The following is a 19,460-nucleotide window of genomic DNA, read 5'->3' on the forward strand; positions in this document are numbered from 1 at the left end:
TCGAAGCCCCGCCGGCCTATTTGCGCTTTGCACCGACAAACATGTCGTCAGCCGTCGCCATCCTGCCTGAACAGCAGCTCGAACCTTTGCAGCGCGCCTACCGCAAAGCGGTGGCGCGCAAGCGTCTGCGTGCCGTCGTCGTGCTGGTTGCGTCCGGCCTCGTGCTGTTCGTTTCAGCCATCGGTTCGGAGGTCAACCTCCGAACGCTCGTCACCTATCTCGGCAACTTCCTCAGCTATTTCGACCGGCTCTTCACGCTCGACGACGGACACCGCGTGTGGACCAACCTGCCGGAATGGCTCTGGGGCCTGCGCAAATGGACGCGGCTTCTCGGTGAGACGATCCTGATCAGCTATGTCGGAACCATGCTCGGCGCCGTCCTGGCGTTTGCATTGAATTTCCTCGCGGCCGAGAACACCTCTCCTGCATCCTGGCTGCGCTTCGCGGTCCGGCGCCTGCTCGAGTTTGCCCGCACGGTGCCGGGCATCGTGTTCGCTCTGATTTTTGTCATGGCCTTCGGATTGGGGCCAATGGCCGGCGTATTCGCCATCGCGATCCACTCCTGCGGTGCGCTCGGCAAGCTGTTTTCGGAGGTCGTCGAAAACGTCGACATGAAGCCGGTCGAGGGAGTCCGCGCGACCGGTGCCGGCTGGCTGTCCTGCATGCGCTTTGCCGTCCTGCCACAGGTCGTCGCAGGCTACACGAGCTACACGTTGCTGCGGTTCGAGATCAACGTCCGCGAGGCGTCGGTGATGGGCTTCGTCGGTGCGGGTGGCATCGGCCAGGAGCTCGTCGTCGCGATCCGCAAGTTCTACTATTCCGACGTCAGCGCGATCCTCGTTCTGATCATCCTGACGGTGTTTGTCATCGACATTGGCACGGGGCTGCTGCGCAGCCGTCTCTTCGGCAGCGAAGGCCGGGCATGATGCGAAAGCTGGACGAGATCGATACCGCCGCGCTGCGATCGCGATACCCAGGCGTGTTCGAGCGGCCGGCGTCCGCCCGTCTGGCGACGCCGCTGGCGGCCGTTGCCGCGATGGGGATCTTCGTGTTCGGGCTCGTCGATCTCGGCTTCTCGCCGACGAGGTTGTTGGCGGGCATCAGTCAACTCGGTTGGATCACCCTGATGATGCTGCCGCCGGATCCCGGTGCATCGCTTCCGACCTATCTGAAATCGATGGGAGAGACACTGTCGATTGCCATGCTCGGCACGATGCTCGCGGCCGTGCTCGCGCTGCCCGTCAGCCTGCTCGCGGCGCGCAATATCGTCCCGTCCGCAATCTTCCGCTTTCCGGTACGGCGGCTGTTCGACAGCATCCGCGGCGTCGATACGCTGATCTGGGCGCTCGTCTGGATCAACGTCGTTGGACTCGGTCCGTTCGCCGGTGTGCTCGCGATTGCCGTGTCCGACTTCGGCGCGTTGGGCAAGCTGTTCTCGGAGGCGATCGAGGGGGCCGACCGGCGGCAGGTCGAGGGCGTTCGCGCTGCCGGCGGCAGCCCGCTGCATGAGATCCGCTTCGGCCTGCTGCCGCAGGTTCTTCCCGTGATTGCCGGGCAGGTGCTCTACTTCATCGAATCCAACACGCGCTCGGCGACGATCATCGGCATCGTCGGCGCCGGTGGCATCGGGCTGCAACTCGCCGAACAGATCCGCGTGCTGGAATGGCAGAAGGTGTCGTTCCTGATCCTGATGATCCTGGTGGCGGTGGCCGCGATCGACTGGATCTCGGGCAAGCTGCGGTTTGCGATCATCGGCCGCCGCGCCATCGCTTGAACGGCGTGGCATCCGAAGGTTGCGATCGTTTGCCTACGAACGATCAGGGTGCGGCGTCCGCTGTGTGTGCTGCACCCGGTGTCGCAAATCCTTCATGTGCCGCCTTTAGGGGAAGCTCCGGAACTGGCCGTGATGCCAGGAATACGGAGTCTATCCTCATGAAGCTCACCCGCCTCGTTCTCGCGCTGCTCGCCCTGTGCGTCGCCGCATCGTGGCAGCCGGCCAAGGCTGCGGACGTCATCTGCTACAACTGCCCGCCGGAATGGGCCGACTGGGCCTCGATGCTCAAGGCGATCAAGACCGATCTCGGCTACGACATTCCGCACGACAACAAGAACTCCGGCCAGGCGCTGGCGCAGATCCTTGCCGAGAAGAGCAACCCAGTCGGCGACATCGGCTATTTCGGAGTCACCTTCGGAATGAAGGCGAAGACGCAGGACGCGCTCGAGGCCTACAAGCCGGCGAACTGGGATCAGGTCCCCGCCGGCTTGAAGGATGCGGATGGCTACTGGACCACGATCCACTCCGGCACGCTCGGCCTGTTCGTGAACAAGGATGCGCTTGGCGGCAAGCCGGTCCCGGCCTGCTGGAAGGATCTGCTCAAGCCGGACTACAAGGGCATGGTCGGCTATCTCGACCCGAGCTCGGCTGCCGTCGGCTATGTCGGCGCCGTCGCCGTCAATCTCGCGCTCGGCGGTTCGCAAGCGAATTTCGAACCTGCCGTCACGTTCTTCAAGGACCTGCGCAAGAACGATCCGATTGTGCCAAAGCAGACGTCCTACGCGCGTGTCGTCTCGGGCGAGATCCCGATCCTGTTCGACTACGATTTCAACGCCTACCGCGCGAAATATACCGAGAAGGGCAATTTCGAGTTCGTGATTCCCTGCGAAGGCTCGGTGGTCTTCCCCTACGTCGTCGGCCTGGTGAAGAACGCACCCGACAAGGACAAGGCGAAGAAGGTGATCGACTATCTGCTCTCCGACAAGGGCCAGGCGATCTGGACCAATGCCTATCTGCGCCCGGCGCGCCCGATCGAGCTGCCGGACGCGGTGAAGAACAAGTTCCTGCCGGACAGCGACTACGCCCGCGCCAAGAGCGTGAACTGGGGCGATATGGAAGCCGCGCAAAAGGGCTTCGTCGATCGCTATCTGTCCGAAGTCCGCTGAAGGAGCACCGCGCCTCCGCCGGAGAGGATCCGGCGGAGGCGCACTTGATCACATGTCGCACAGTTCATTCGTCCGGCTCTGCCTGCTGCCATTGGCAGCCGTCACCGCGGCCTTCTTCCTGCTTCCGATGGCGAGGCTGCTCGTCACCGGCGCCGAGGGACCGCACGGTCTGGCCGAATATCTCGCGATCATCATCGAGCCGCGCTACCGCACGACACTTCTCAACACGCTGGCGCTGGCGGCGGCCACCACGATCGCGACCCTGGTCATCGCGACGATCGCCGGCCTGTTCCTGCAGCGTCACCGGTTTCCGGGCCGCGCGCTCCTGGTCGCGATCCTGACGTTTCCGCTCGCGTTCCCGGGCGTCGTGGTCGGCTTCATGATCATCCTTTTGGCTGGCCGCCAGGGGCTGATCGGCGAGATCTCGTCCCGGCTCACCGGCGACAAGCTCGTATTCGCCTATTCGATCCACGGGCTGTTCCTCGGCTATCTCTATTTCTCGATTCCGCGGGTGATCCTCACGATCATGGCTGCCGCGCAGAAATTGGATCCGGGGCTGGAGGAGGCCGCGCGCTCGCTCGGCGCCGGCCCCTGGGCCGTGCTGCGCGACGTGATCCTGCCGGCCCTGACGCCGGCGCTGATCGCGTCCGGCGCGATCGCGTTCGCGACGGCGATGGGCGCGTTCGGAACGGCATTCACCTTGGCCACGAACATCGACGTGTTGCCGATGCTGATCTACACGGAGTTCACGCTGGCCGGAAACCTTGCCACCTCGGCGGCGCTCTCGGTCGGGCTTGGCCTGATGACCTGGCTGATGCTGGCACTGGCGCGCTCCTTCGCCGGCAGCTCCGTGGCAGCGGCAGGGTAGGCACGTGCGCGACAGAGCCATCTTCATCCTTCAACTGCTGTTCACATTGCTGGTCGCTGCCTTCCTGGCCGTGCCGGCCGGCCTTTCGATCGTGGCGGGCGTGACCGTCAACTACTTCCGCGGCATTCAGTCCGGCGTGACCTTGCAGTGGGTGGCCCAGGTCTGGGAGCTCTACGCGGGCACGATCATGGCGTCGATCCTGATCGCGCTGGGCACGCTGGCGGTCACGCTCGTGGTCGGTGTTCCCGCGGCCTACGCGCTGTACGTTCGCGGCGGACGGCTGGCGCGGCTGGTCGAGGAGATCATCACCTTGCCGCTCGCGATTCCCGGGCTCGCCATCGCGCTGGCGCTGTTGCTCACCTATGGCGGGGCCGGAAGCTTCCGTCGCTCATGGCTGTTCATCCTCGTCGGCCACGTGATCTTCACGATGCCGTTCATGGTGCGGTCCGTCATGGCGGTGTTCTCGACGATCGACGTGACATCGCTCGACGAGGGCGCCGCATCGGTCGGCGCCGCGCCATGGCGCCGCTTCATCGACGTCATCGTTCCCAACGCCGCGCCCGGCATCCTGGCGGGCAGCCTCATGGTGGTGACACTATCTCTTGGAGAGTTCAACCTGACCTGGATGTTGCATACGCCGTTGACCAAGACACTGCCGGTCGGTCTCGCCGACAGCTACGCATCGATGCGGCTCGAGGTCGCATCCGCCTACACGCTGATCTTCTTCGTCATGATCATCCCGCTGCTGGTGGCCATGCAATGGGTCGGCGAGAGAGGAAGCCTGCGGTGAGCACGATTACCCGGCATGGAGCCGCCCTCAAGGTGGAGAATTGCGGCAAGACCTTTGCCGACGGGACGTGCGCGCTCGCGCGCGCCACGCTCGACATCGCGCAGAGCGAGACGCTGGTGCTGCTGGGGCCGTCCGGTTGCGGCAAGACCACGCTGCTGCGGATCGTGGCCGGGCTCGAAACGCCCGATGCGGGCGGGCGCGTGCTGTTCGACGGCAGGGATCTGACGCGACAGCCGATCGAGAAGCGCAATGTCGGCATGGTGTTCCAGTCCTACGCGCTGTTCCCCAACATGACGGTCGCGAACAATATCGGCTACGGGCTCAAGATCCGCGGCGTGGCCAAGCCGGAGCGCGCCGCGCGCGTCGCCGAGCTGGTCGCGCTGACCAATCTGGGCGGTCTTGAAGACCGGCGCATCGATCAGCTCTCGGGCGGTCAGCGTCAGCGCGTCGCGCTGGCGCGCGCGGTCGCCATCCGCCCGAGCGTGCTGCTGCTCGACGAGCCGCTCACCGCACTCGATGCCGCCTTGCGGGAGCGCCTGCGCGGCGAGCTCAACGGCCTGTTGCGCACGCTCGGCATCACGGCGATCTACGTCACGCATGATCAGGCTGAAGCCATGGAGCTCGGCGACCGCATCGTCGTGATGCGCAAGGGCGCGATCGCCCAGATCGGGACGCCGCAAGAGGTCTATTTTGCGCCGGCCGATCGTTTCGTCGCGGAGTTCGTCGGCGCGGCCAACATCATCGAGGCGCCGCTCGACGGCGGCCAGCTCGTTCTGCCGGGAGGCCGGCAGCCGATCGCCGATCCCGGTCCACGCAACCTGGCGGTGGCGATGGTTCGGCCGGAAACGATCGCGATCGTCGACGCCGCGGCATCGAGTCTGACCGGCGTCGTCGACAGCGTCCGCTTTGCCGGCGACCGGCAGCGGATCGTTGTCCGCGATGCCGCCTCGATCGCACTGACCGTAGACGCGCCGAATACGATCAGGGTCGCTGCGGGCGAGCGGATCGGCCTGCGGATTGCGCCCGAGTCCATTCGTCTGCTGCCGGAGAAGGGTTGATCAGCCGATGACCAAGAGCCCCGTCACCATTGCCCAGATCTCCGACCTGCACATCAAGGCGCCCGGCCGGCTCGCCTACCGCCGCGTCGATACGGCGCGTGCGCTGGCCCGTTGCATCATGGAGCTCAACCGGTTCGCGCCGAAGCTCGATCTGGTGGTGATCTCGGGCGATCTCGCCGATACGCCGTCGCCGGCCGAGTACGATCATCTGAAAGATCTTCTTGCCGGCCTCGAGATTCCATTCGCCGCCGTACCAGGCAATCACGATTCCCGCGAACTGATGCGCGCGGCGTTTCCCGGCGCTGCTCATGAGCAGTCGGCGCCACTGAACCAGCATGTGGAACTGGCCGGTCTCGATCTGCTTCTGCTCGATTCCAGCGTGCCCGGCCATCCGCATGGCGAATTGGACGAGGCGAGTCTACAATGGCTCGATGCCAGGCTGTCCACCTCCAGCGAAAGGCCGGCCCTGCTGTTCCTGCACCACCCGCCATTCGCCACCGGCATCTGGCACATGGACCGGCAGAACCTGCGCAATGCCGACGATCTTGCGGCCGTCCTCACGCGCCATCCGCGGGTGCAACTGATCGGATGCGGTCACGTTCATCGCGCGACGCTGACCCGGTTTGCGGGCATTCCCTGCACGATCTGTCCAGCGCCGAACCATGCCGTCGCGCTCGATCTGGCCGAGCTGCGCCCGCCATCCTTCCGGGTCGAGCCGCCGGCCTTTCACCTTCATGCCTGGTTTCCAGGACCGGGCTTCGGAACGGTCGTCACCCATCAGGTGCCGATCGGCGATTTCGACGGGCCGCATCCGTTCTTCAATCAGGACGGCTCGCTCATCGACTGAGCGCGCACGGGGGAGTAGCGGACGTCTGGTCTAGCTCTCCACCTCGAACGTCACGCGCTCCGCGGCGAAACGCGAGCGCTTGCTGACGAGCGGCGTCCCGTCGGCATCGACATCGGTGCTGTCGACCACCAGCACCGGACGGCCAAGCGCGAGGTCGAGCCGCGCGGCGTCGCTCGCGTCGGCGATCGCCGCCGTGATTCTGGTCGCGCCGCGGCGATAGTCGCGAATGCCGTAATGGGCGAGCAAGGCGGTCATCGAGCGCACCGACGCGAAGATGTGGCCGGCCTCGGGGAAACGCTCGGCCGACAGCCAGGATGTGCTGACGCAGATCGGCGTCTTGTCGGCGAGACGCAGCGCCTCGATCCGCACCAATGGTGCGCCCGTCTTCAATCGCAGCTCGCGCGCGAGCTCGCGCGTCGCGGGCTCTTCGGACGCTGCGATCAGCTGTCCACGCGGCTCGCGCCCGCCGGCCCCCACGATCTCGGAGAACCTGGTGCGCGATCTCAGAGGATATGACAGACGAGGCGCTTCGACATAGGTGCCGCTGCCGCGCTCGGCGCGCACGAGGCCGCGCTCCGCCAAGGTCGCGAGCGCGCGACGCACCGTATGACGGTTGACGCGATAGGTTTCGGCGATTTCGGTCTCGCCGGGCAGGCGCGTTCCGGCCGCGAAGCGGCCGTCGGCGATGTCGCGCTCGATGCCGTCGGCCACCCGCCGCCACAGCGCCACGCCCGAGTCGGCGCCTTGCATGCTCATCCACGGCTCTCCGCTGTCCGGCCTGAAATCACGCCCATGTCATCAAACAGTCATGGCGCTTCGCTACGAAGTTGTCTATTAACATAGACAACTTCGAGACGGCAAGATCGGGATGACGATGGACGGCGAGACCACGATGCAGGACCGGCGCAGGGCGGCGATGCGGGTATTGGCGCATGCCTCGCATGCGGACATCCGCGCCAGGCTGAATGACCTCGCGGTGCCTGAGTATCGCGATCTTCGTCCGGCGGAGAATGGCCTGGTGATGCTGCGGGGACGGATCGGCGGCGACGGTGCGCCGTTCAATGTCGGCGAGGCGACGGTGTCGCGCGCCGCGGTGCGGCTCGAGAGCGGCGAGGTCGGGTTCGGCTATGTGCTGGGACGCGACGCCGGCAAGGCGCGCCTGATCGCGCTGTGTGACGCGATGATCCAGTCATCAAGCCATGTGCGATCGATCGAGACGCAGGTGGTCGCACCGCTGCAGGCGCAGATGCGCGCATCGCGGGCCCACCGCGCGGAGCAGGCTGCGGCCACGCGTGTCGATTTCTATACGATGGTGCGAGGAGAAGGCTGATGGGTGCCGCCGCTTCCGATCTGCAGCCCGGCTTCGCCGACAATGTGCTGTCCGCGCAATCCACCTTCCGGATCGTCATGGAGGCCATGGCGCGTCCGGGAAGTCTGCGACAGGTCGAGGGCAATGTCGGCCGGCCGTCGTCGTTGATGCCTGGTGCCGCCGCGATCGCGTTGACCCTGTTCGATCACGATACGCCGATCTGGCTTGATGCGCCGCTCGCCGGCACGTCCGAGGTCGGCGCCTGGCTCAAGTTTCATACGGGGGCGCCGATCGTCGCCGACGCGGCGCTCGCCTGCTTTGCGGTCGCGGCGGACCCGGAAATGCTTCCCGATCTGACTTCATTCGCGCTCGGCAGTGCCGAATATCCCGATCGCTCGACGACGCTGGTCCTGCAGGTGCCGAGCTTGTCCAGAGGTCCGGCGTTCGAGCTGCGTGGTCCGGGCATCGACGGGACGACATCGTTCCGTGCGACGGTCGCGCCGACTGACCTGTTCGAGCGGCTGTCGATCAATGAGAGGCTGTTTCCGCGTGGTGTCGACGTCGTGCTGGTCGATGGCTCGTCCATCGTCGCCATCCCGCGAACGACCCGGCTCGTTTCCGCAGGAGAGTGAGGCATGTATGTTGCCGTCAAGGGTGGCGAGCGCGCCATCGAGAACGCGCACCGGCTGCTGGCGCATGAGCGCCGGGGTGATCGCGATGTGCCGGAGCTGTCGCTGGCGCAGGTCTCCGAGCAGTTGGGGCTCGCCGTCGATCGCGTGATGAGCGAAGGCTCGCTGTACGATCGCGAGCTCGCGGCGCTGGCGATCAAGCAGGCGCGCGGTGATCTGATCGAGGCGATCTTTCTGGTGCGCGCCTTTCGCGCAACGCTGCCGCGCTTCGGCGCAAGCGAGCCGGTCGATACCGGCGCAATGCGGGTGCAGCGGCGTGTCTCGTCGACCTTCAAGGACATTCCCGGCGGCCAGGTGCTCGGGCCGACCTTCGACTATACGCATCGGCTGCTCGATCCGCAGTTGGCGGCCGGCGTCGAGCCGGAGTTGCCGGCCCGTGCCGAGGCGCCGAATGCGCCGACGCCGCGTGTCACCGATATTCTCGGTCAGGACGGGCTGATCGAGCCGTCGCCGCAAGCCGAGGTTGGCGCGCCGGTCGGCGATCTCACCCGTGATCCCCTGAGCTTTCCCGCCGATCGCGATCTGCGGCTGCAGAATCTCGCACGCGGTGATGAGGGTTTCCTGCTCGCGCTCGGCTACTCGACCCAGCGCGGCTATGGCCGCAACCATCCCTTCGCCGGCGAAATCCGCTTCGGGGACGTCGAGGTCGAGTTCGTGGCCGAGGAGGTCGGCTTCGCGGTGCCGCTCGGATCGGTCGAGCTGACCGAATGCCAGATGGTGAACCAGTTCAAGGGGTCGGCGACCGAGCCGCCGTGCTTCACCCGCGGTTATGGCCTCGCCTTCGGGCAGAGCGAGCGCAAGACGATGTCGATGGCCCTGGTCGACCGTGCCCTGCGCGCGCGCGAGCTCGGCGAGGACATGGTTGCACCGGCGCAGGATGAGGAGTTCGTGATGTCGCACTCCGACAATGTGCAGGCGACCGGGTTCGTCGAGCATCTGAAGCTGCCGCATTATGTCGACTTCCAGTCCGAGCTCGGCCTGCTGCGCAAGCTGCGCCGGGAGTTCGCCGAGGCCAATGCCGCTCCCGAATTGAAGGAAGCTGCGGAATGAACGCACCGACCTACAACTTCGCCTATCTCGACGAGCAGACCAAGCGGATGATCCGCCGCGCCATCCTGAAGGCGATCGCGATTCCCGGCTATCAGGTGCCGTTCGCGAGCCGCGAGATGCCGATGCCCTATGGCTGGGGCACCGGCGGCGTGCAGGTCACCGCTGCCATTCTCGGTCCCTGCGACGTGCTCAAGGTCATCGACCAGGGCTCGGACGATACGACCAATGCGATCTCGATCCGCAAGTTCTTCGCCAAGACCGCGGGTGTCGCCACCACGACCTCGACGGAAGCGGCGAGCGTGATCCAGACCCGGCATCGCATTCCCGAGGCGCCGCTTCACGAGGGGCAGGTGCTGGTCTATCAGGTGCCGATCCCGGAGCCGCTGCGCTTTCTCGAGCCGCGCGAGACCGAGACCCGCCGCATGCATGCGCTCGCCGAATATGGCCTGATGCACGTCAAGCTCTATGAGGACATCGCACGCTTCGGTCACATCGCGACCTCCTACGCCTATCCGGTCAAGGTCAATGCGCGCTACGTGATGGACCCGTCGCCGACGCCGAAGTTCGACAATCCCAAGATGGACAATTGCCCGGCGCTGCAATTGTTCGGCGCGGGACGCGAGAAGCGAATCTATGCCATTCCGCCCTATACGTCGGTCGTCTCGCTGGATTTCGAGGACCATCCGTTCACGCGCTACAAGTTCGACGCGCCCTGCGCGCTGTGCGGCGCGGAGGAGTCCTACCTGGACGAGATCGTGACCGACGACAAGGGCAGCCGCATGTTCGTCTGCTCCGACACCGACTATTGCGAGGGCCGCCAGGCATCCGGACATTGTGGTGAGCAGAGCGCCGCGCCGCACAAGGAGAGCGCCCATGGCTGAGATGATCATGGCTGAGATGATCAGCGCATCCGATCAGCCGCTGCTCGTCGCGGAAGGGCTTGCGAAGAGCTACGGCCGGCTGGCAGCCTGCCGCGATGTCTCCTTCGTGCTCTATCCCGGCGAGGTGCTCGCCATCGTCGGCGAGTCCGGCTCGGGCAAATCGACACTCTTGCAGATGCTGTCGGCGCAAATGGCGCCGACGTTGGGCCGCGTGTCCTACCGCATGCGCGACGGCGTGCTGCGCGATCTCGCCGGGCTTGGCGAGGCGGAGCGCCGCTTTCTGTTCCGAACCGATTGGGGCTATGTCCATCAGGACCCGGCGCAGGGCCTGCGCATGGCGGTCTCCGCCGGCGCCAATGTCGGTGAGCGGCTGATGGCGGTCGGCTGGAACAACTATGGCCGGATCAGGCAGACGGCTTCGTCCTGGCTCGAGCGCGTGGAAATCGATGTCGCCCGCATCGACGATGCGCCGCGGACCTATTCCGGCGGCATGCGGCAGCGGCTGCAGATCGCACGCAATCTGGTGACCGAGCCCAGGCTCGTGTTCATGGATGAGCCGACCGGGGGCCTCGATGTCTCCGTGCAGGCGCGCCTGCTCGACCTGATGCGCAGCCTCGTCAACGAACTCGGCCTCGCCGCCATCGTCGTGACCCACGATCTGGCCGTGGCGCGGTTGCTGTCTCATCGTGTGATGGTCATGAAGGAGGGGCGGGTGATCGAGATCGGCCTCACCGACCAGGTGCTCGACGATCCGCGCGAGCCGTACACACAGCTCCTCGTGTCCTCGATCCTGCCGCCATGATGCAAGAGCCCAATGCGATGACCGTGATGATCGATGTCGAGAATGCAGAGAAGACCTTCACCATGCATCTGCAGGGCGGCATCTCGCTGCCCGTGGTGCGCGGCGTGTCGTTCCAGGTCAAGGCCGGCGAATGCGTCGTGTTGTCGGGACCGTCGGGCGCTGGCAAGTCGTCGATCCTGAAGATGATCTTCGGCAATTACCGCTGCGATGGCGGACGCATCGGCGTCCGGCACGTGGGCGCGATGACCGATCTCGCCGGCGCCGAGCCGCGCCTGGTCCTGAATGCGAGGCGGCAGACCATCGGCTATGTCAGCCAATTCCTGCGCGCGGTGCCGCGGGTCCCTGCACTCGATGTCGTAGCCGAGCCGCTGCTCGCGGCCGGCGTGCCGCGCGAAGACGCCCGGGGGCGGGCAGGCGCGCTGCTGCGGCGGTTGAACATTCCCGAGCGGCTGTGGTCGCTGCCGCCATCGACCTTCTCGGGCGGCGAGCAGCAGCGGGTCAATATCGCCCGCGGCTTCATCTCCGACCTTCCGGTGCTGCTGCTCGACGAGCCGACCGCGTCGCTCGACGCGGCCAACCGTGCGGTCGTGGTCGACCTGATCGCGGCAAAGAAGAGGGATGGAGTGGCCATGCTCGCGATCGTCCATGATGACGAGATCCGCGCGCAGATTGCGGATCGCACGGTCGACGTCACGACATTCGCCGCGGCGGCATAGAGGTAGACATTGCAGATGAGCGCGAACATGTCCGATATCGTGATAGGCAATGCCAGGCTGGTCCTCGCCGACCGCGTCGTCGAGCAGGGCTGGGTGGCGATCGCCGGAGGCCGGATCGCGGAATTGGGCGAAGGGGCTGCGCCGGCCGGCAGCCTGGATGCCGGCGGCGACCTGCTGATGCCCGGACTGGTCGAACTGCATACCGATCACCTCGAAGCGCATTTCGTGCCGCGCCCGAAGGTCTATTGGGACCCCGTCGCTGCGGTCATTTCCTATGACGGGCAGCTTGCGACCGCGGGCATCACGACGGTGCTGGATTCGCTGCGCGTGTGGAGCGAGGAAGGCGCCGAGGGCGTCGACGGTCAAGCCAATGTGCTCGCGGAGGCGATCGCGACGGCGCGCGACGGCGGCCTGCTGCGGTCCGATCACTTCCTGCATCTGCGCTGCGAAGTGCCGATGCCGACCGTGGTCGAGGAGGCGCGGCAACTGGCGGGGCGTCCGGATGTGCGGCTGATGTCGCTGATGGATCATACGCCCGGGCAGCGCCAGTTTCGCGACGAAGGCAAGCTGCGCGACTACTATCGCGGCAAGAGCGGCGGCAAGACCGATGCCGAGCTCGACGTGATGTTCGCGCGCCGCTTCGCCTATCAGCAGGCCTACGCGGCGCCGAACATGCGCGACATCATTGCGCTGGCAAAGACCCATGACGTGCCGCTGGCCAGCCACGATGACACGACGGAGGAGAACGTCGCCGACGCAATCAAGGACGGCATCGCGGTCGCGGAGTTTCCGACCACGATGGAGGCCGCGCGGGGCCTTCACCAGGCGGGCATCAGCATCCTGATGGGCGCGCCGAACGTCGTGCGTGGCGGGTCTCACTCCGGCAATATCGCAGCCGTGGACCTCGCGCGCGAGGGCCTGCTCGACATTCTGTCGTCGGACTATGTGCCGTCGAGTCTGCTGATGGGCGCGCTGCAATTGCCGCAGCGGGTGCCGTCCATTGATCTTGCCGCCGCCGTCCGCACCGTCACCAAGGCGCCTGCGGACGCCGTCGGCCTGCATGATCGCGGCGAGATCGCCGTGGGCAAGCGTGCGGACCTGATCCGCGTTCATGTCGCGGGCCAGTTGTCGGTCGTGCGCAGCGTCTGGCGGGAAGGATTGCGGGTGGCATGAGCGGAATCGAGCCTGCCTCAGCGACGACATCCCAGAAGCTTGGTCCGGGACGCCTGATCCTGGTGGTCGGGCCGAGCGGCGCGGGCAAGGACACCTTGCTCAACGTGGCGCGTCGCGAATGCGCCGGCGATGACCGGATCGTCTTTCCGCGGCGGATCGTCACGCGCGAAGCCTCGGCCTTCGAGGACAATCTCGAGATGAGCGTGTCCGCCTTTCGTCAGGCGCTCAGTGCTGGAGAGTTCGCGCTGCATTGGGAGGCCCATGGTCATGACTACGGCGTGCCGCGCGCGATCAAGGATGACATCCTGGCCGGCCGCACCGTCGTCGTGAACGTCTCGCGAACGATCATTCCCGCCGCGCGCCGGGATTATGCCAACGTCATCGTCGTCGCCATCACCGCGCCCGCGGATGTTCTCGCCGAACGGCTCGGCAAGCGGCACCGTCCGAGTGACGGCGACATCGGCGAGCGTCTCCACCGCGCGGTGACCGAAGACGCCGTAGCGGATGTCACGATCGTCAATGTCGGAGACCCCGAGCCGCACGGTCACAGGCTTGCGGACATCATCAAGCGGCCGATTGACGCAGAGCCGATCGGATCAAACGGAGGCAGCGGCCATGTCGATCATCACCACGATTGAACAGCTCGAGGCGATCTATGGCGAGACGGGGCTGGCCTCGACGGCGAAGGTGGCCGATCGCGTGACGCCGCACTACCGGATCATGATCGAGCAGTCGCCGTTCGTGGCGCTCGCGACATGTGGTCCCGAAGGTCTCGATTGCTCGCCGCGCGGCGATCTCCCCGGATTCATCCGCATCCACGACGACAAGACGCTGATGATGCCGGACCGCCGCGGCAACAATCGCGTGGATTCCTTGCGCAACATCGTGCGCGACCCGCGGATCGCTCTGCTGTTCCTGATTCCGGGATCAGGCAACACGCTACGTGTGAACGGGCATGGTCATCTGTCGACGGCCCCCGATCTGTTGGAGTCGTTCCGGATGGAAGGCAAGCTGCCGCGCTCCGTCCTCATCATGACGGTGGAAGAGATCTACTTCCAATGTGCCCGCGCGATCGTTCGTGCCGATCTCTGGAACCCGGATAGGCGTGTCGATCCGCAGCAACTGCCGACGCCGGGGCAGATTCTCGCGGCGATGACGGCCAACGACATCGACGGCGCGGCGTACGATCGCGAGTGGCCCGAGCGTGCGCGGAAATCCATGTGGTGAGTTCGGCGCGTGGCGCTTCGAAGGGCGGGCCGCGCTCCGAAACATCAGGCTGCGACATCGAGCAGGCGTGAGGATCCCCTGACGAGCACCTTGCGGCCGGCCATCGTGAGTGTCGCCGCGCCATTGTCCATAGAGACGAGACCAAATGCGGTGAGCTCGTCGACAATCATGCCGTTCAGCCTGCGGCGTTCACGCGCGGGAATGCGAAGCGCCTTCAGCGTCTCCCATTGGTCCGGCGTGAGCTCGTGTTCGAATTCCGCGTTCATGCTGCCTCGAATGTTGGCGTCCCGCACCCGTCTTAGAAAGTCCGCGTGACGAAGATGCGACCTTCATGCATCCGTACTGATACGGTCCACGTCATTACGCTCGAACCCGTCCGCGATTAATTCAAATTTGAATGATCGCAAATGTGGTGCTGCATTGCAGCTCGCCGTGTTGGTAGCGGTGAACGATCGTCCGTCGTTAACAAATAATTAAGGCATGGGGGCAGCGCACAATGGTAACGCCGCTGTCACATCGGTGTGTCACACGGCGCCATCGTCCTGCTCGAATCGGCCGGCGCAGGCTTGAAGCGAAAACACGTTGAATGGCTGACCTGATCGACGTTCCGCCGCTGCCGTCGAACCGCAGAATCTGGTGGCGCAGCCTGGGCGGACTGGCCTTGAGCCTGTCGATCGCGGCTGTGGCGGTGTACGTTCTCACACGCGCCGTCAAGAAGCTCGACTTTGCCCATGTCCTGTCGATCGTCGAGGCCACCGACCGTCATCTGATCGCGGCGGCTCTGGCATTCGTCCTCCTCTCCTACGCCAGCCTCACGCTCTACGACCTGTTCGCATTGCGGACGATCGGCCGCCGCGACATTCCCTATCGCGCGGCCGCGCTTGGCAGCTTCACGAGCTATCCGATCGCGCACGGCATCGGCGCGGTCGCGTTGATCTCGCCGCTCGTTCGATACCGGATCTACGCGCCGTACCGGCTCGGGGCGATCGACATCGCCAATATCAGCTTCCTGACCGGGCTGACCTTCTGGCTCGGCAATCTCACCGCCCTCGGCCTGAGCTTGATGATCGATCCGGACGCCTTCGGCTGGGTGGAGTATTGGCCGCCGGCGCTCAACCGGGTCGTTGCGGCCGCGCTGCTCTGCGCCGTCACCGCCTTCGTGGTGTGGAGCTGGCCGGGGCGGCGAAGCAGACGATGGCCGGTGCGGCTGCCGTCCGGGCCTGCCGTGCTGCTGCAGATCGCGGTCGGGCTGTTCGAGCTCAGCACCGCGGCGCTGGCAATGTATGTGCTCATGCCGGCCGAGCTCGGCATCGACCTCGCGCGGCTGATGGCGGTCTTCATCGCCGCGACCTTGCTTGGATTCGCCAGCCATGCCCCGGCCGGCATCGGCCTGTTCGATGCAACGATCCTGCTGGGTCTGGGCGGCGTTGATCAGGAGCGGCTGCTCGCGGCGCTGCTGATCTTCCGTGCGCTCTATCACCTGCTGCCGTTCGTGATCGCCCTCATCGTCTTCGGCAGCGTCGAGCTGTCACGATCCTGCCGGAGGCCGTCGACGGTGTCAGACCGGCGAGTTCAGCTTCAGCCCGATCATGCCGGTGATGATCAGCGTGAGGCAGAACAGCCGCGTCGGATCCGCCGGCTCGCTGTAGAGGACCATGCCGGCGAGGATGCTCCCGGCCGCGCCGATCCCGGTCCATACCGCATAGGCGGTGCCAAACGGCAGTGAGCGCAGCGCAAGCGACATCATCGCGAAGCTGAGCAGGATCGCGGTCACGGTCGCGACGCTGGGCCAGAAGCGTGTCAGGCCGTCGGAATGCTTCAGGCCGAGCGCCCAGATGATCTCGAGCATTCCAGCCGCAAACAGAGCAAGCCAGCCGTTCATGACGGCCGTGCGCCCAGGCGCGCGACAACGCCCGCGGCTCTGAAGCCTGCTTCGCGAAGCCGCGGATCGCTTGCACCGATCAGTCCGGCCATCTGGTCGTCTCCGCGCCGGTCGAACCTGATCTCCATCTGCATGGTTTGCGCGACGCGCTGATGACATTGCGGGCGCCCATGCAGCCATCGGCGCGCGGCTTTCTATCTCTCCTCCATCATCGTGAACACGAAGCCCGTCATCGTCGCGCCGACGGCAAATGACAGCGTCAACACACCGACGAAGATCACGAACGTCACGTGCGGATCGACACTGTGGGCGATCAGGGTCGAGATGCCGAACGCATCCAGTTGGGTCAGCCCGAAGGCGAAGCCGAGCCCCATGGCGATACCCATCAAGGTGTGGCAGGCCAGCTCGATCAGGATGGCCGGATTGACTACTGCGCTGCGTCGCTTGGGCGGCATGGGCTCGGACTCCACGCTATGGCCGATGAACGCTGGAACGGTGATCGTTGTTCCTGTGCCGGCTGGCAAAGCCGATTGCCAAACCCAGCCGACTGCGGCTACGGAAGACCGAGGTTCGGTCGCGGAGAAGCACAGGCTCGAACGGCCCGCAAGGGGCCGGCGCGCGACCGGGCGGCGCGGCGTCGCGCAATCCGAACAGGGAGGATGACAACCGATGACGAACGCCATTCGTTTCCACAAGACCGGCGGTCCCGAGGTTCTCGCCTGGGAGCAGATCGAGGTCGGCAAGCCCGGCCCCGGCGAGGCGCGCATTCGCCACACGGCGGTCGGGCTCAACTTCATCGACATCTACAATCGCTCCGGGCTCTATCCGGTCCAGCTTCCGAGCGGGCTGGGCAGCGAGGGCGCCGGTGTGATCGAGGAACTGGGCGAAGGGGTGACGGACCTGAAGGTGGGTGACCGGGTCGCCTACGGCTCGTCCCCGCTCGGCGCCTATTCCGAGGCGCGGCTGATGCCGGCCGCGCTGCTGTTGAAGCTGCCCGACGAGATCGACGACAAGACCGCCGCCGCGATGATGCTCAAGGGCCTGACCGCCCAGTACCTGATCCGGCAGACCTACCGCGTGAAGGCGGGCGAAACCATCCTGCTGCATGCCGCGGCCGGCGGCGTGGGCCTCATCCTCAGCCAATGGGCCAAGCATCTCGGCGTTCACGTCATCGGCACCGTATCCAGCGACGACAAGGCGCAACTCGCCAAGGCCCACGGCTGCGAGCACACCATCATCTATACGCGGGAGGACTTCGTCGCACGCGTCGGCGAGATCACCGGCGGCAAGAAGGTGCCGGTGGTCTATGATTCCGTCGGCAAGGACACGTTCCTCAAGTCGCTCGATTGCCTCGCGCCGCTCGGCTACGCCGTGCTGTTCGGCCAGTCCTCCGGCACGGTCGATCCGCTCAATCTCGGGCTGCTCGCCCAGAAGGGATCGCTGTTCGTGACCCGGCCGACGCTGTTCACCTACGCCGCCAGGCGCGAGAGCCTGGTCGCGATGGCCAACGAGCTGTTCGACGTGGTCAAATCGGGCGCGGTGAAGATCGAGGTCAACCAGACCTATCCGCTCAAGGAGGCGGCCCGGGCCCACGCCGATCTCGCGGCACGCAAGACGACCGGTTCGACCGTCTTTCTGGTCTGATCTGGCGCAGCCGGATCAAACCTGCTCGTGCTTGCGCAGGTCGTGGAGGTGATCGAACCGGACGGCCTGCAGGTCGGCGTCCCGCCCATCGATCTCGGGCAGGGCGGCTTCGGACATGATGTCGGCGGTGACGTCGGCAACCGATCGGTCGACGATCTCGTGGATGAAGCTGACGTTCGCATATTCGCCCGACGCGATGCGCGCCACGACGTCGCGCCGGGTCATCTCAGGATCGACCACGGCCTCGCGTCCGCGCCGGCCGTAGTCGATCATCACGACGAAATACTGCATGGAGCGCCGGTTCGCCTTCGGCTGACTGTGATGCTCCATTATTTCTTTAAATCAGAATTTTGTCAAGACTGATTCGGTCCACCCTCGCCTCACCGACTCCATCCCAGCCTGCGCGGCCATCACCAAACCGGCATCAGCCGCGGAAATAGTCCAGGCGATGTAGCGTGGCGTCCGGAAGCATGTTCCCGCACGCCATGAAGACCGCGTCATCGCCCGTTACTGCACGTTGAACGTCGCGCCGGGACATTCGGTGGTCACGCTGATCGGGATCGCCTGCGCCGCCGCCGCGGTCGGCTTCGGCTTCGCAACCACCTTCCAGCGGCCGGGCTTGTTCAGCCAATATCTGTGCCTCGATGTCGCAATGCGGCGCTCGGTATAGGTCGTGCCCTTCCAGATCAAGGGGCCCTTCGGCTTCGGTGCCGCGACCTCATGCCATGGTCCGAACTCGCCGAAGTCCATGAACCACAGATGCCATTCGAGCTTCTGATATTCATGGTGGGACGCGACCACCTCGACGATGGGGCGGCCGTTCAGCCACGACACCTCGTCCTCGAGCGGCTTGATCTGCTGGCAACGGGTATGCAACGGCTCCTGAACGCGAAGCAGATCGTCTCGCTGGCTTTGCGTGAGCATCGCCGAGGTGACGGGCAGTCCCACGTTCGGATCATCGGCCGGATATGAGCAGATCGGCACCGTTGGCGGCCCCTGGCCCGTCCAGGGATTGTTGCTGCAGTAGACTCGCCTCGTCACCGACGAAATGCCGGTGGTCGCCGTTTCCTCCGCCTTTCCGGTTTCCCGGTCCCAGACACCGCTGAACGTCGTCTTTTGATTCGGCGGACAGGCCACGGTCTTGTGGGCCGTCCACCAGTGCGAAACCTCGAATTCATAGTACGAGTAGCGCGGCTTCGGATACAGCACGGCTCTGACGCTGGTCAGCGCGTGATGCGCTTCGCACGCCGTTCCATAGGTATCCAGCCAGCACACGAGGTGGAAGTTTTCGTTCGGCCAGCATCCCGCACGCGCCGACGACGTGAAGCCGAGTGCGGCGATCATCAAGCTAAAGGCAAGAAGATATCTCCGCATGGCGTTTCCCATGATGGCGTTTCCCCATGTCCTGCCTGTGCAGCCACAGGTTGATGGTGAGTTTGCTCTGGCGCGGCGTCTGGTCCTTGATCGGGATCAATCCGCTTGCGCGACGTCGTCGACCTCGGCCGGATATCGGCGATGACGCGACGGCGCAGCAGGTCCGACTCGCTGTCGGGCGCGTGTATCGTCGGGGCGGGCCACCGCTTG

Annotated in this window: 23 protein-coding genes; 17 read left to right on the forward strand and 6 right to left on the reverse strand. The window is 65.5% G+C overall.

Annotated features, from left to right (window positions below; genetic code table 11):
• The first annotated feature begins 41 nt into the window (after positions 1-41).
• The 7 genes from phnE (ACQR1H_RS26820) (at position 42) to ACQR1H_RS26850 (ending at position 6,503) form a co-directional block, all read left to right on the forward strand.
• Positions 42-926 carry a phosphonate ABC transporter, permease protein PhnE gene (gene phnE, locus ACQR1H_RS26820; RefSeq protein ID WP_316216980.1) on the forward strand — a complete coding sequence of 295 codons (885 nt, stop codon included), beginning with the start codon at positions 42-44 and terminating at the stop codon, positions 924-926.
• A complete protein-coding gene (phnE, locus tag ACQR1H_RS26825; protein ID WP_316180162.1) occupies positions 926-1,774 on the forward strand; it encodes a phosphonate ABC transporter, permease protein PhnE in 849 nt (282 codons plus the stop codon). Before phnE (ACQR1H_RS26820) ends, phnE (ACQR1H_RS26825) begins: the two co-directional genes overlap by 1 nt.
• A 158-nt stretch (positions 1,775-1,932) precedes the next feature.
• Complete coding sequence (locus ACQR1H_RS26830) at positions 1,933-2,940, forward strand: ABC transporter substrate-binding protein (protein WP_315803640.1); 1,008 nt, start codon at positions 1,933-1,935, stop codon at positions 2,938-2,940.
• A 52-nt stretch (positions 2,941-2,992) separates the two neighbouring features.
• Positions 2,993-3,808, forward strand: a complete 816-nt coding sequence (locus tag ACQR1H_RS26835; RefSeq protein WP_434908448.1) for an ABC transporter permease — start codon at positions 2,993-2,995, stop codon at positions 3,806-3,808.
• A 4-nt stretch (positions 3,809-3,812) separates the two neighbouring features.
• The gene (locus tag ACQR1H_RS26840; protein ID WP_316179992.1) at positions 3,813-4,598 is read left to right on the forward strand and encodes an ABC transporter permease; all 786 of its coding nucleotides are present in this window, start codon (positions 3,813-3,815) and stop codon (positions 4,596-4,598) included.
• Complete coding sequence (locus ACQR1H_RS26845) at positions 4,568-5,656, forward strand: ABC transporter ATP-binding protein (protein ID WP_434908449.1); 1,089 nt, start codon at positions 4,568-4,570, stop codon at positions 5,654-5,656. The genes ACQR1H_RS26840 and ACQR1H_RS26845 overlap by 31 nt, the downstream gene beginning before the upstream one ends.
• Before the next feature lie 7 nt (positions 5,657-5,663).
• Positions 5,664-6,503, forward strand: a complete 840-nt coding sequence (locus tag ACQR1H_RS26850; RefSeq protein ID WP_434908450.1) for a phosphodiesterase — start codon at positions 5,664-5,666, stop codon at positions 6,501-6,503.
• Between the two features lie 30 nt (positions 6,504-6,533).
• Here the strand turns inward: ACQR1H_RS26850 and phnF are convergent, their stop codons facing one another.
• Complete coding sequence (gene phnF, locus ACQR1H_RS26855; protein WP_316179998.1) at positions 6,534-7,259, reverse strand: phosphonate metabolism transcriptional regulator PhnF; 726 nt, start codon at positions 7,257-7,259, stop codon at positions 6,534-6,536.
• A 118-nt stretch (positions 7,260-7,377) separates the two neighbouring features.
• Between phnF and phnG the strand changes: the two genes are divergently transcribed.
• Genes phnG through ACQR1H_RS26900 form a run of 9 tightly spaced genes read left to right on the forward strand, consistent with a single transcriptional unit; the run spans position 7,378 to position 14,350 of the window.
• On the forward strand, positions 7,378-7,833 hold the full coding sequence (gene phnG / locus ACQR1H_RS26860; protein WP_315803796.1) for a phosphonate C-P lyase system protein PhnG: 456 nt from the start codon (positions 7,378-7,380) through the stop codon (positions 7,831-7,833).
• A complete protein-coding gene (gene phnH, locus ACQR1H_RS26865) occupies positions 7,833-8,444 on the forward strand; it encodes a phosphonate C-P lyase system protein PhnH (protein WP_434908451.1) in 612 nt (203 codons plus the stop codon). Before phnG ends, phnH begins: the two co-directional genes overlap by 1 nt.
• A 3-nt stretch (positions 8,445-8,447) precedes the next feature.
• Positions 8,448-9,551, forward strand: a complete 1,104-nt coding sequence (locus ACQR1H_RS26870; protein WP_316180001.1) for a carbon-phosphorus lyase complex subunit PhnI — start codon at positions 8,448-8,450, stop codon at positions 9,549-9,551.
• Positions 9,548-10,432 (forward strand): alpha-D-ribose 1-methylphosphonate 5-phosphate C-P-lyase PhnJ, encoded by an 885-nt coding sequence (locus ACQR1H_RS26875; protein WP_434908452.1) that lies wholly within the window; start codon positions 9,548-9,550, stop codon positions 10,430-10,432. Before ACQR1H_RS26870 ends, ACQR1H_RS26875 begins: the two co-directional genes overlap by 4 nt.
• 7 nt (positions 10,433-10,439) lie before the next feature.
• A complete protein-coding gene (gene phnK / locus ACQR1H_RS26880; protein ID WP_434908525.1) occupies positions 10,440-11,234 on the forward strand; it encodes a phosphonate C-P lyase system protein PhnK in 795 nt (264 codons plus the stop codon).
• 17 nt (positions 11,235-11,251) lie between these two features.
• On the forward strand, positions 11,252-11,950 hold the full coding sequence (phnL, locus tag ACQR1H_RS26885) for a phosphonate C-P lyase system protein PhnL (protein ID WP_316180005.1): 699 nt from the start codon (positions 11,252-11,254) through the stop codon (positions 11,948-11,950).
• Between the two features lie 15 nt (positions 11,951-11,965).
• Positions 11,966-13,123: an alpha-D-ribose 1-methylphosphonate 5-triphosphate diphosphatase gene (locus ACQR1H_RS26890; RefSeq protein ID WP_316180007.1), complete on the forward strand. Its 1,158-nt coding sequence runs from the start codon at positions 11,966-11,968 to the stop codon at positions 13,121-13,123.
• Positions 13,120-13,761, forward strand: coding sequence for a phosphonate metabolism protein/1,5-bisphosphokinase (PRPP-forming) PhnN (phnN, locus tag ACQR1H_RS26895; protein ID WP_434837748.1), 642 nt, complete (start codon positions 13,120-13,122; stop codon positions 13,759-13,761). The genes ACQR1H_RS26890 and phnN overlap by 4 nt, the downstream gene beginning before the upstream one ends.
• On the forward strand, positions 13,739-14,350 hold the full coding sequence (locus tag ACQR1H_RS26900) for a pyridoxamine 5'-phosphate oxidase family protein (RefSeq protein WP_315803794.1): 612 nt from the start codon (positions 13,739-13,741) through the stop codon (positions 14,348-14,350). Before phnN ends, ACQR1H_RS26900 begins: the two co-directional genes overlap by 23 nt.
• A 44-nt stretch (positions 14,351-14,394) precedes the next feature.
• On the opposite strand, the gene ACQR1H_RS26905 is transcribed toward ACQR1H_RS26900, so the two are convergent.
• The 3 genes from ACQR1H_RS26905 to ACQR1H_RS26915 form a co-directional block, all read right to left on the reverse strand.
• Complete coding sequence (locus tag ACQR1H_RS26905; RefSeq protein WP_316180012.1) at positions 14,395-14,616, reverse strand: hypothetical protein; 222 nt, start codon at positions 14,614-14,616, stop codon at positions 14,395-14,397.
• Between the two features lie 1,292 nt (positions 14,617-15,908).
• Entirely contained in the window at positions 15,909-16,232 is a 324-nt protein-coding gene (locus ACQR1H_RS26910; protein ID WP_316180013.1) for a DMT family transporter, read from the reverse strand.
• 194 nt (positions 16,233-16,426) lie between these two features.
• On the reverse strand, positions 16,427-16,915 hold the full coding sequence (locus ACQR1H_RS26915) for a hypothetical protein (RefSeq protein ID WP_434908453.1): 489 nt from the start codon (positions 16,913-16,915) through the stop codon (positions 16,427-16,429).
• On the opposite strand from ACQR1H_RS26915, the gene ACQR1H_RS26920 reads away from it, so the two are divergent.
• Positions 16,902-17,876: a quinone oxidoreductase family protein gene (locus ACQR1H_RS26920; RefSeq protein WP_315803625.1), complete on the forward strand. Its 975-nt coding sequence runs from the start codon at positions 16,902-16,904 to the stop codon at positions 17,874-17,876. The genes ACQR1H_RS26915 and ACQR1H_RS26920 overlap by 14 nt on opposite strands.
• Before the next feature lie 15 nt (positions 17,877-17,891).
• Here ACQR1H_RS26920 and ACQR1H_RS26925 read toward each other — a convergent pair whose 3' ends face one another.
• Both ACQR1H_RS26925 and ACQR1H_RS26930 read right to left on the reverse strand, forming a co-directional pair.
• On the reverse strand, positions 17,892-18,167 hold the full coding sequence (locus tag ACQR1H_RS26925; RefSeq protein WP_316180015.1) for a hypothetical protein: 276 nt from the start codon (positions 18,165-18,167) through the stop codon (positions 17,892-17,894).
• 216 nt (positions 18,168-18,383) lie between these two features.
• Entirely contained in the window at positions 18,384-19,250 is an 867-nt protein-coding gene (locus tag ACQR1H_RS26930; RefSeq protein WP_434908454.1) for a hypothetical protein, read from the reverse strand.
• Positions 19,251-19,460 lie beyond the last annotated feature (210 nt).

This window comes from Bradyrhizobium sp. HKCCYLRH2015 (assembly GCF_051168215.1).
GTDB lineage: Bacteria > Pseudomonadota > Alphaproteobacteria > Rhizobiales > Xanthobacteraceae > Bradyrhizobium.

Coding starts and splice junctions, on each gene's coding strand:
- phnE (WP_316216980.1), top strand. CDS start 42: ATGTCGTCAGCCGTCGCCATCCTGCCTGAACAGCAGCTCGAACCTTTG.
- phnE (WP_316180162.1), top strand. CDS start 926: ATGCGAAAGCTGGACGAGATCGATACCGCCGCGCTGCGATCGCGATAC.
- ACQR1H_RS26830 (WP_315803640.1), top strand. CDS start 1,933: ATGAAGCTCACCCGCCTCGTTCTCGCGCTGCTCGCCCTGTGCGTCGCC.
- ACQR1H_RS26835 (WP_434908448.1), top strand. CDS start 2,993: ATGTCGCACAGTTCATTCGTCCGGCTCTGCCTGCTGCCATTGGCAGCC.
- ACQR1H_RS26845 (WP_434908449.1), top strand. CDS start 4,568: ATGGGTCGGCGAGAGAGGAAGCCTGCGGTGAGCACGATTACCCGGCAT.
- ACQR1H_RS26850 (WP_434908450.1), top strand. CDS start 5,664: ATGACCAAGAGCCCCGTCACCATTGCCCAGATCTCCGACCTGCACATC.
- phnF (WP_316179998.1), bottom strand. CDS start 7,259: ATGAGCATGCAAGGCGCCGACTCGGGCGTGGCGCTGTGGCGGCGGGTG.
- phnG (WP_315803796.1), top strand. CDS start 7,378: ATGGACGGCGAGACCACGATGCAGGACCGGCGCAGGGCGGCGATGCGG.
- phnH (WP_434908451.1), top strand. CDS start 7,833: ATGGGTGCCGCCGCTTCCGATCTGCAGCCCGGCTTCGCCGACAATGTG.
- ACQR1H_RS26870 (WP_316180001.1), top strand. CDS start 8,448: ATGTATGTTGCCGTCAAGGGTGGCGAGCGCGCCATCGAGAACGCGCAC.
- ACQR1H_RS26875 (WP_434908452.1), top strand. CDS start 9,548: ATGAACGCACCGACCTACAACTTCGCCTATCTCGACGAGCAGACCAAG.
- phnK (WP_434908525.1), top strand. CDS start 10,440: ATGGCTGAGATGATCAGCGCATCCGATCAGCCGCTGCTCGTCGCGGAA.
- phnL (WP_316180005.1), top strand. CDS start 11,252: ATGACCGTGATGATCGATGTCGAGAATGCAGAGAAGACCTTCACCATG.
- ACQR1H_RS26890 (WP_316180007.1), top strand. CDS start 11,966: ATGAGCGCGAACATGTCCGATATCGTGATAGGCAATGCCAGGCTGGTC.
- phnN (WP_434837748.1), top strand. CDS start 13,120: ATGAGCGGAATCGAGCCTGCCTCAGCGACGACATCCCAGAAGCTTGGT.
- ACQR1H_RS26900 (WP_315803794.1), top strand. CDS start 13,739: ATGTCGATCATCACCACGATTGAACAGCTCGAGGCGATCTATGGCGAG.
- ACQR1H_RS26905 (WP_316180012.1), bottom strand. CDS start 14,616: ATGAACGCGGAATTCGAACACGAGCTCACGCCGGACCAATGGGAGACG.
- ACQR1H_RS26910 (WP_316180013.1), bottom strand. CDS start 16,232: ATGAACGGCTGGCTTGCTCTGTTTGCGGCTGGAATGCTCGAGATCATC.
- ACQR1H_RS26920 (WP_315803625.1), top strand. CDS start 16,902: ATGACGAACGCCATTCGTTTCCACAAGACCGGCGGTCCCGAGGTTCTC.
- ACQR1H_RS26915 (WP_434908453.1), bottom strand. CDS start 16,915: ATGGCGTTCGTCATCGGTTGTCATCCTCCCTGTTCGGATTGCGCGACG.
- ACQR1H_RS26925 (WP_316180015.1), bottom strand. CDS start 18,167: ATGCAGTATTTCGTCGTGATGATCGACTACGGCCGGCGCGGACGCGAG.
- ACQR1H_RS26930 (WP_434908454.1), bottom strand. CDS start 19,250: ATGCGGAGATATCTTCTTGCCTTTAGCTTGATGATCGCCGCACTCGGC.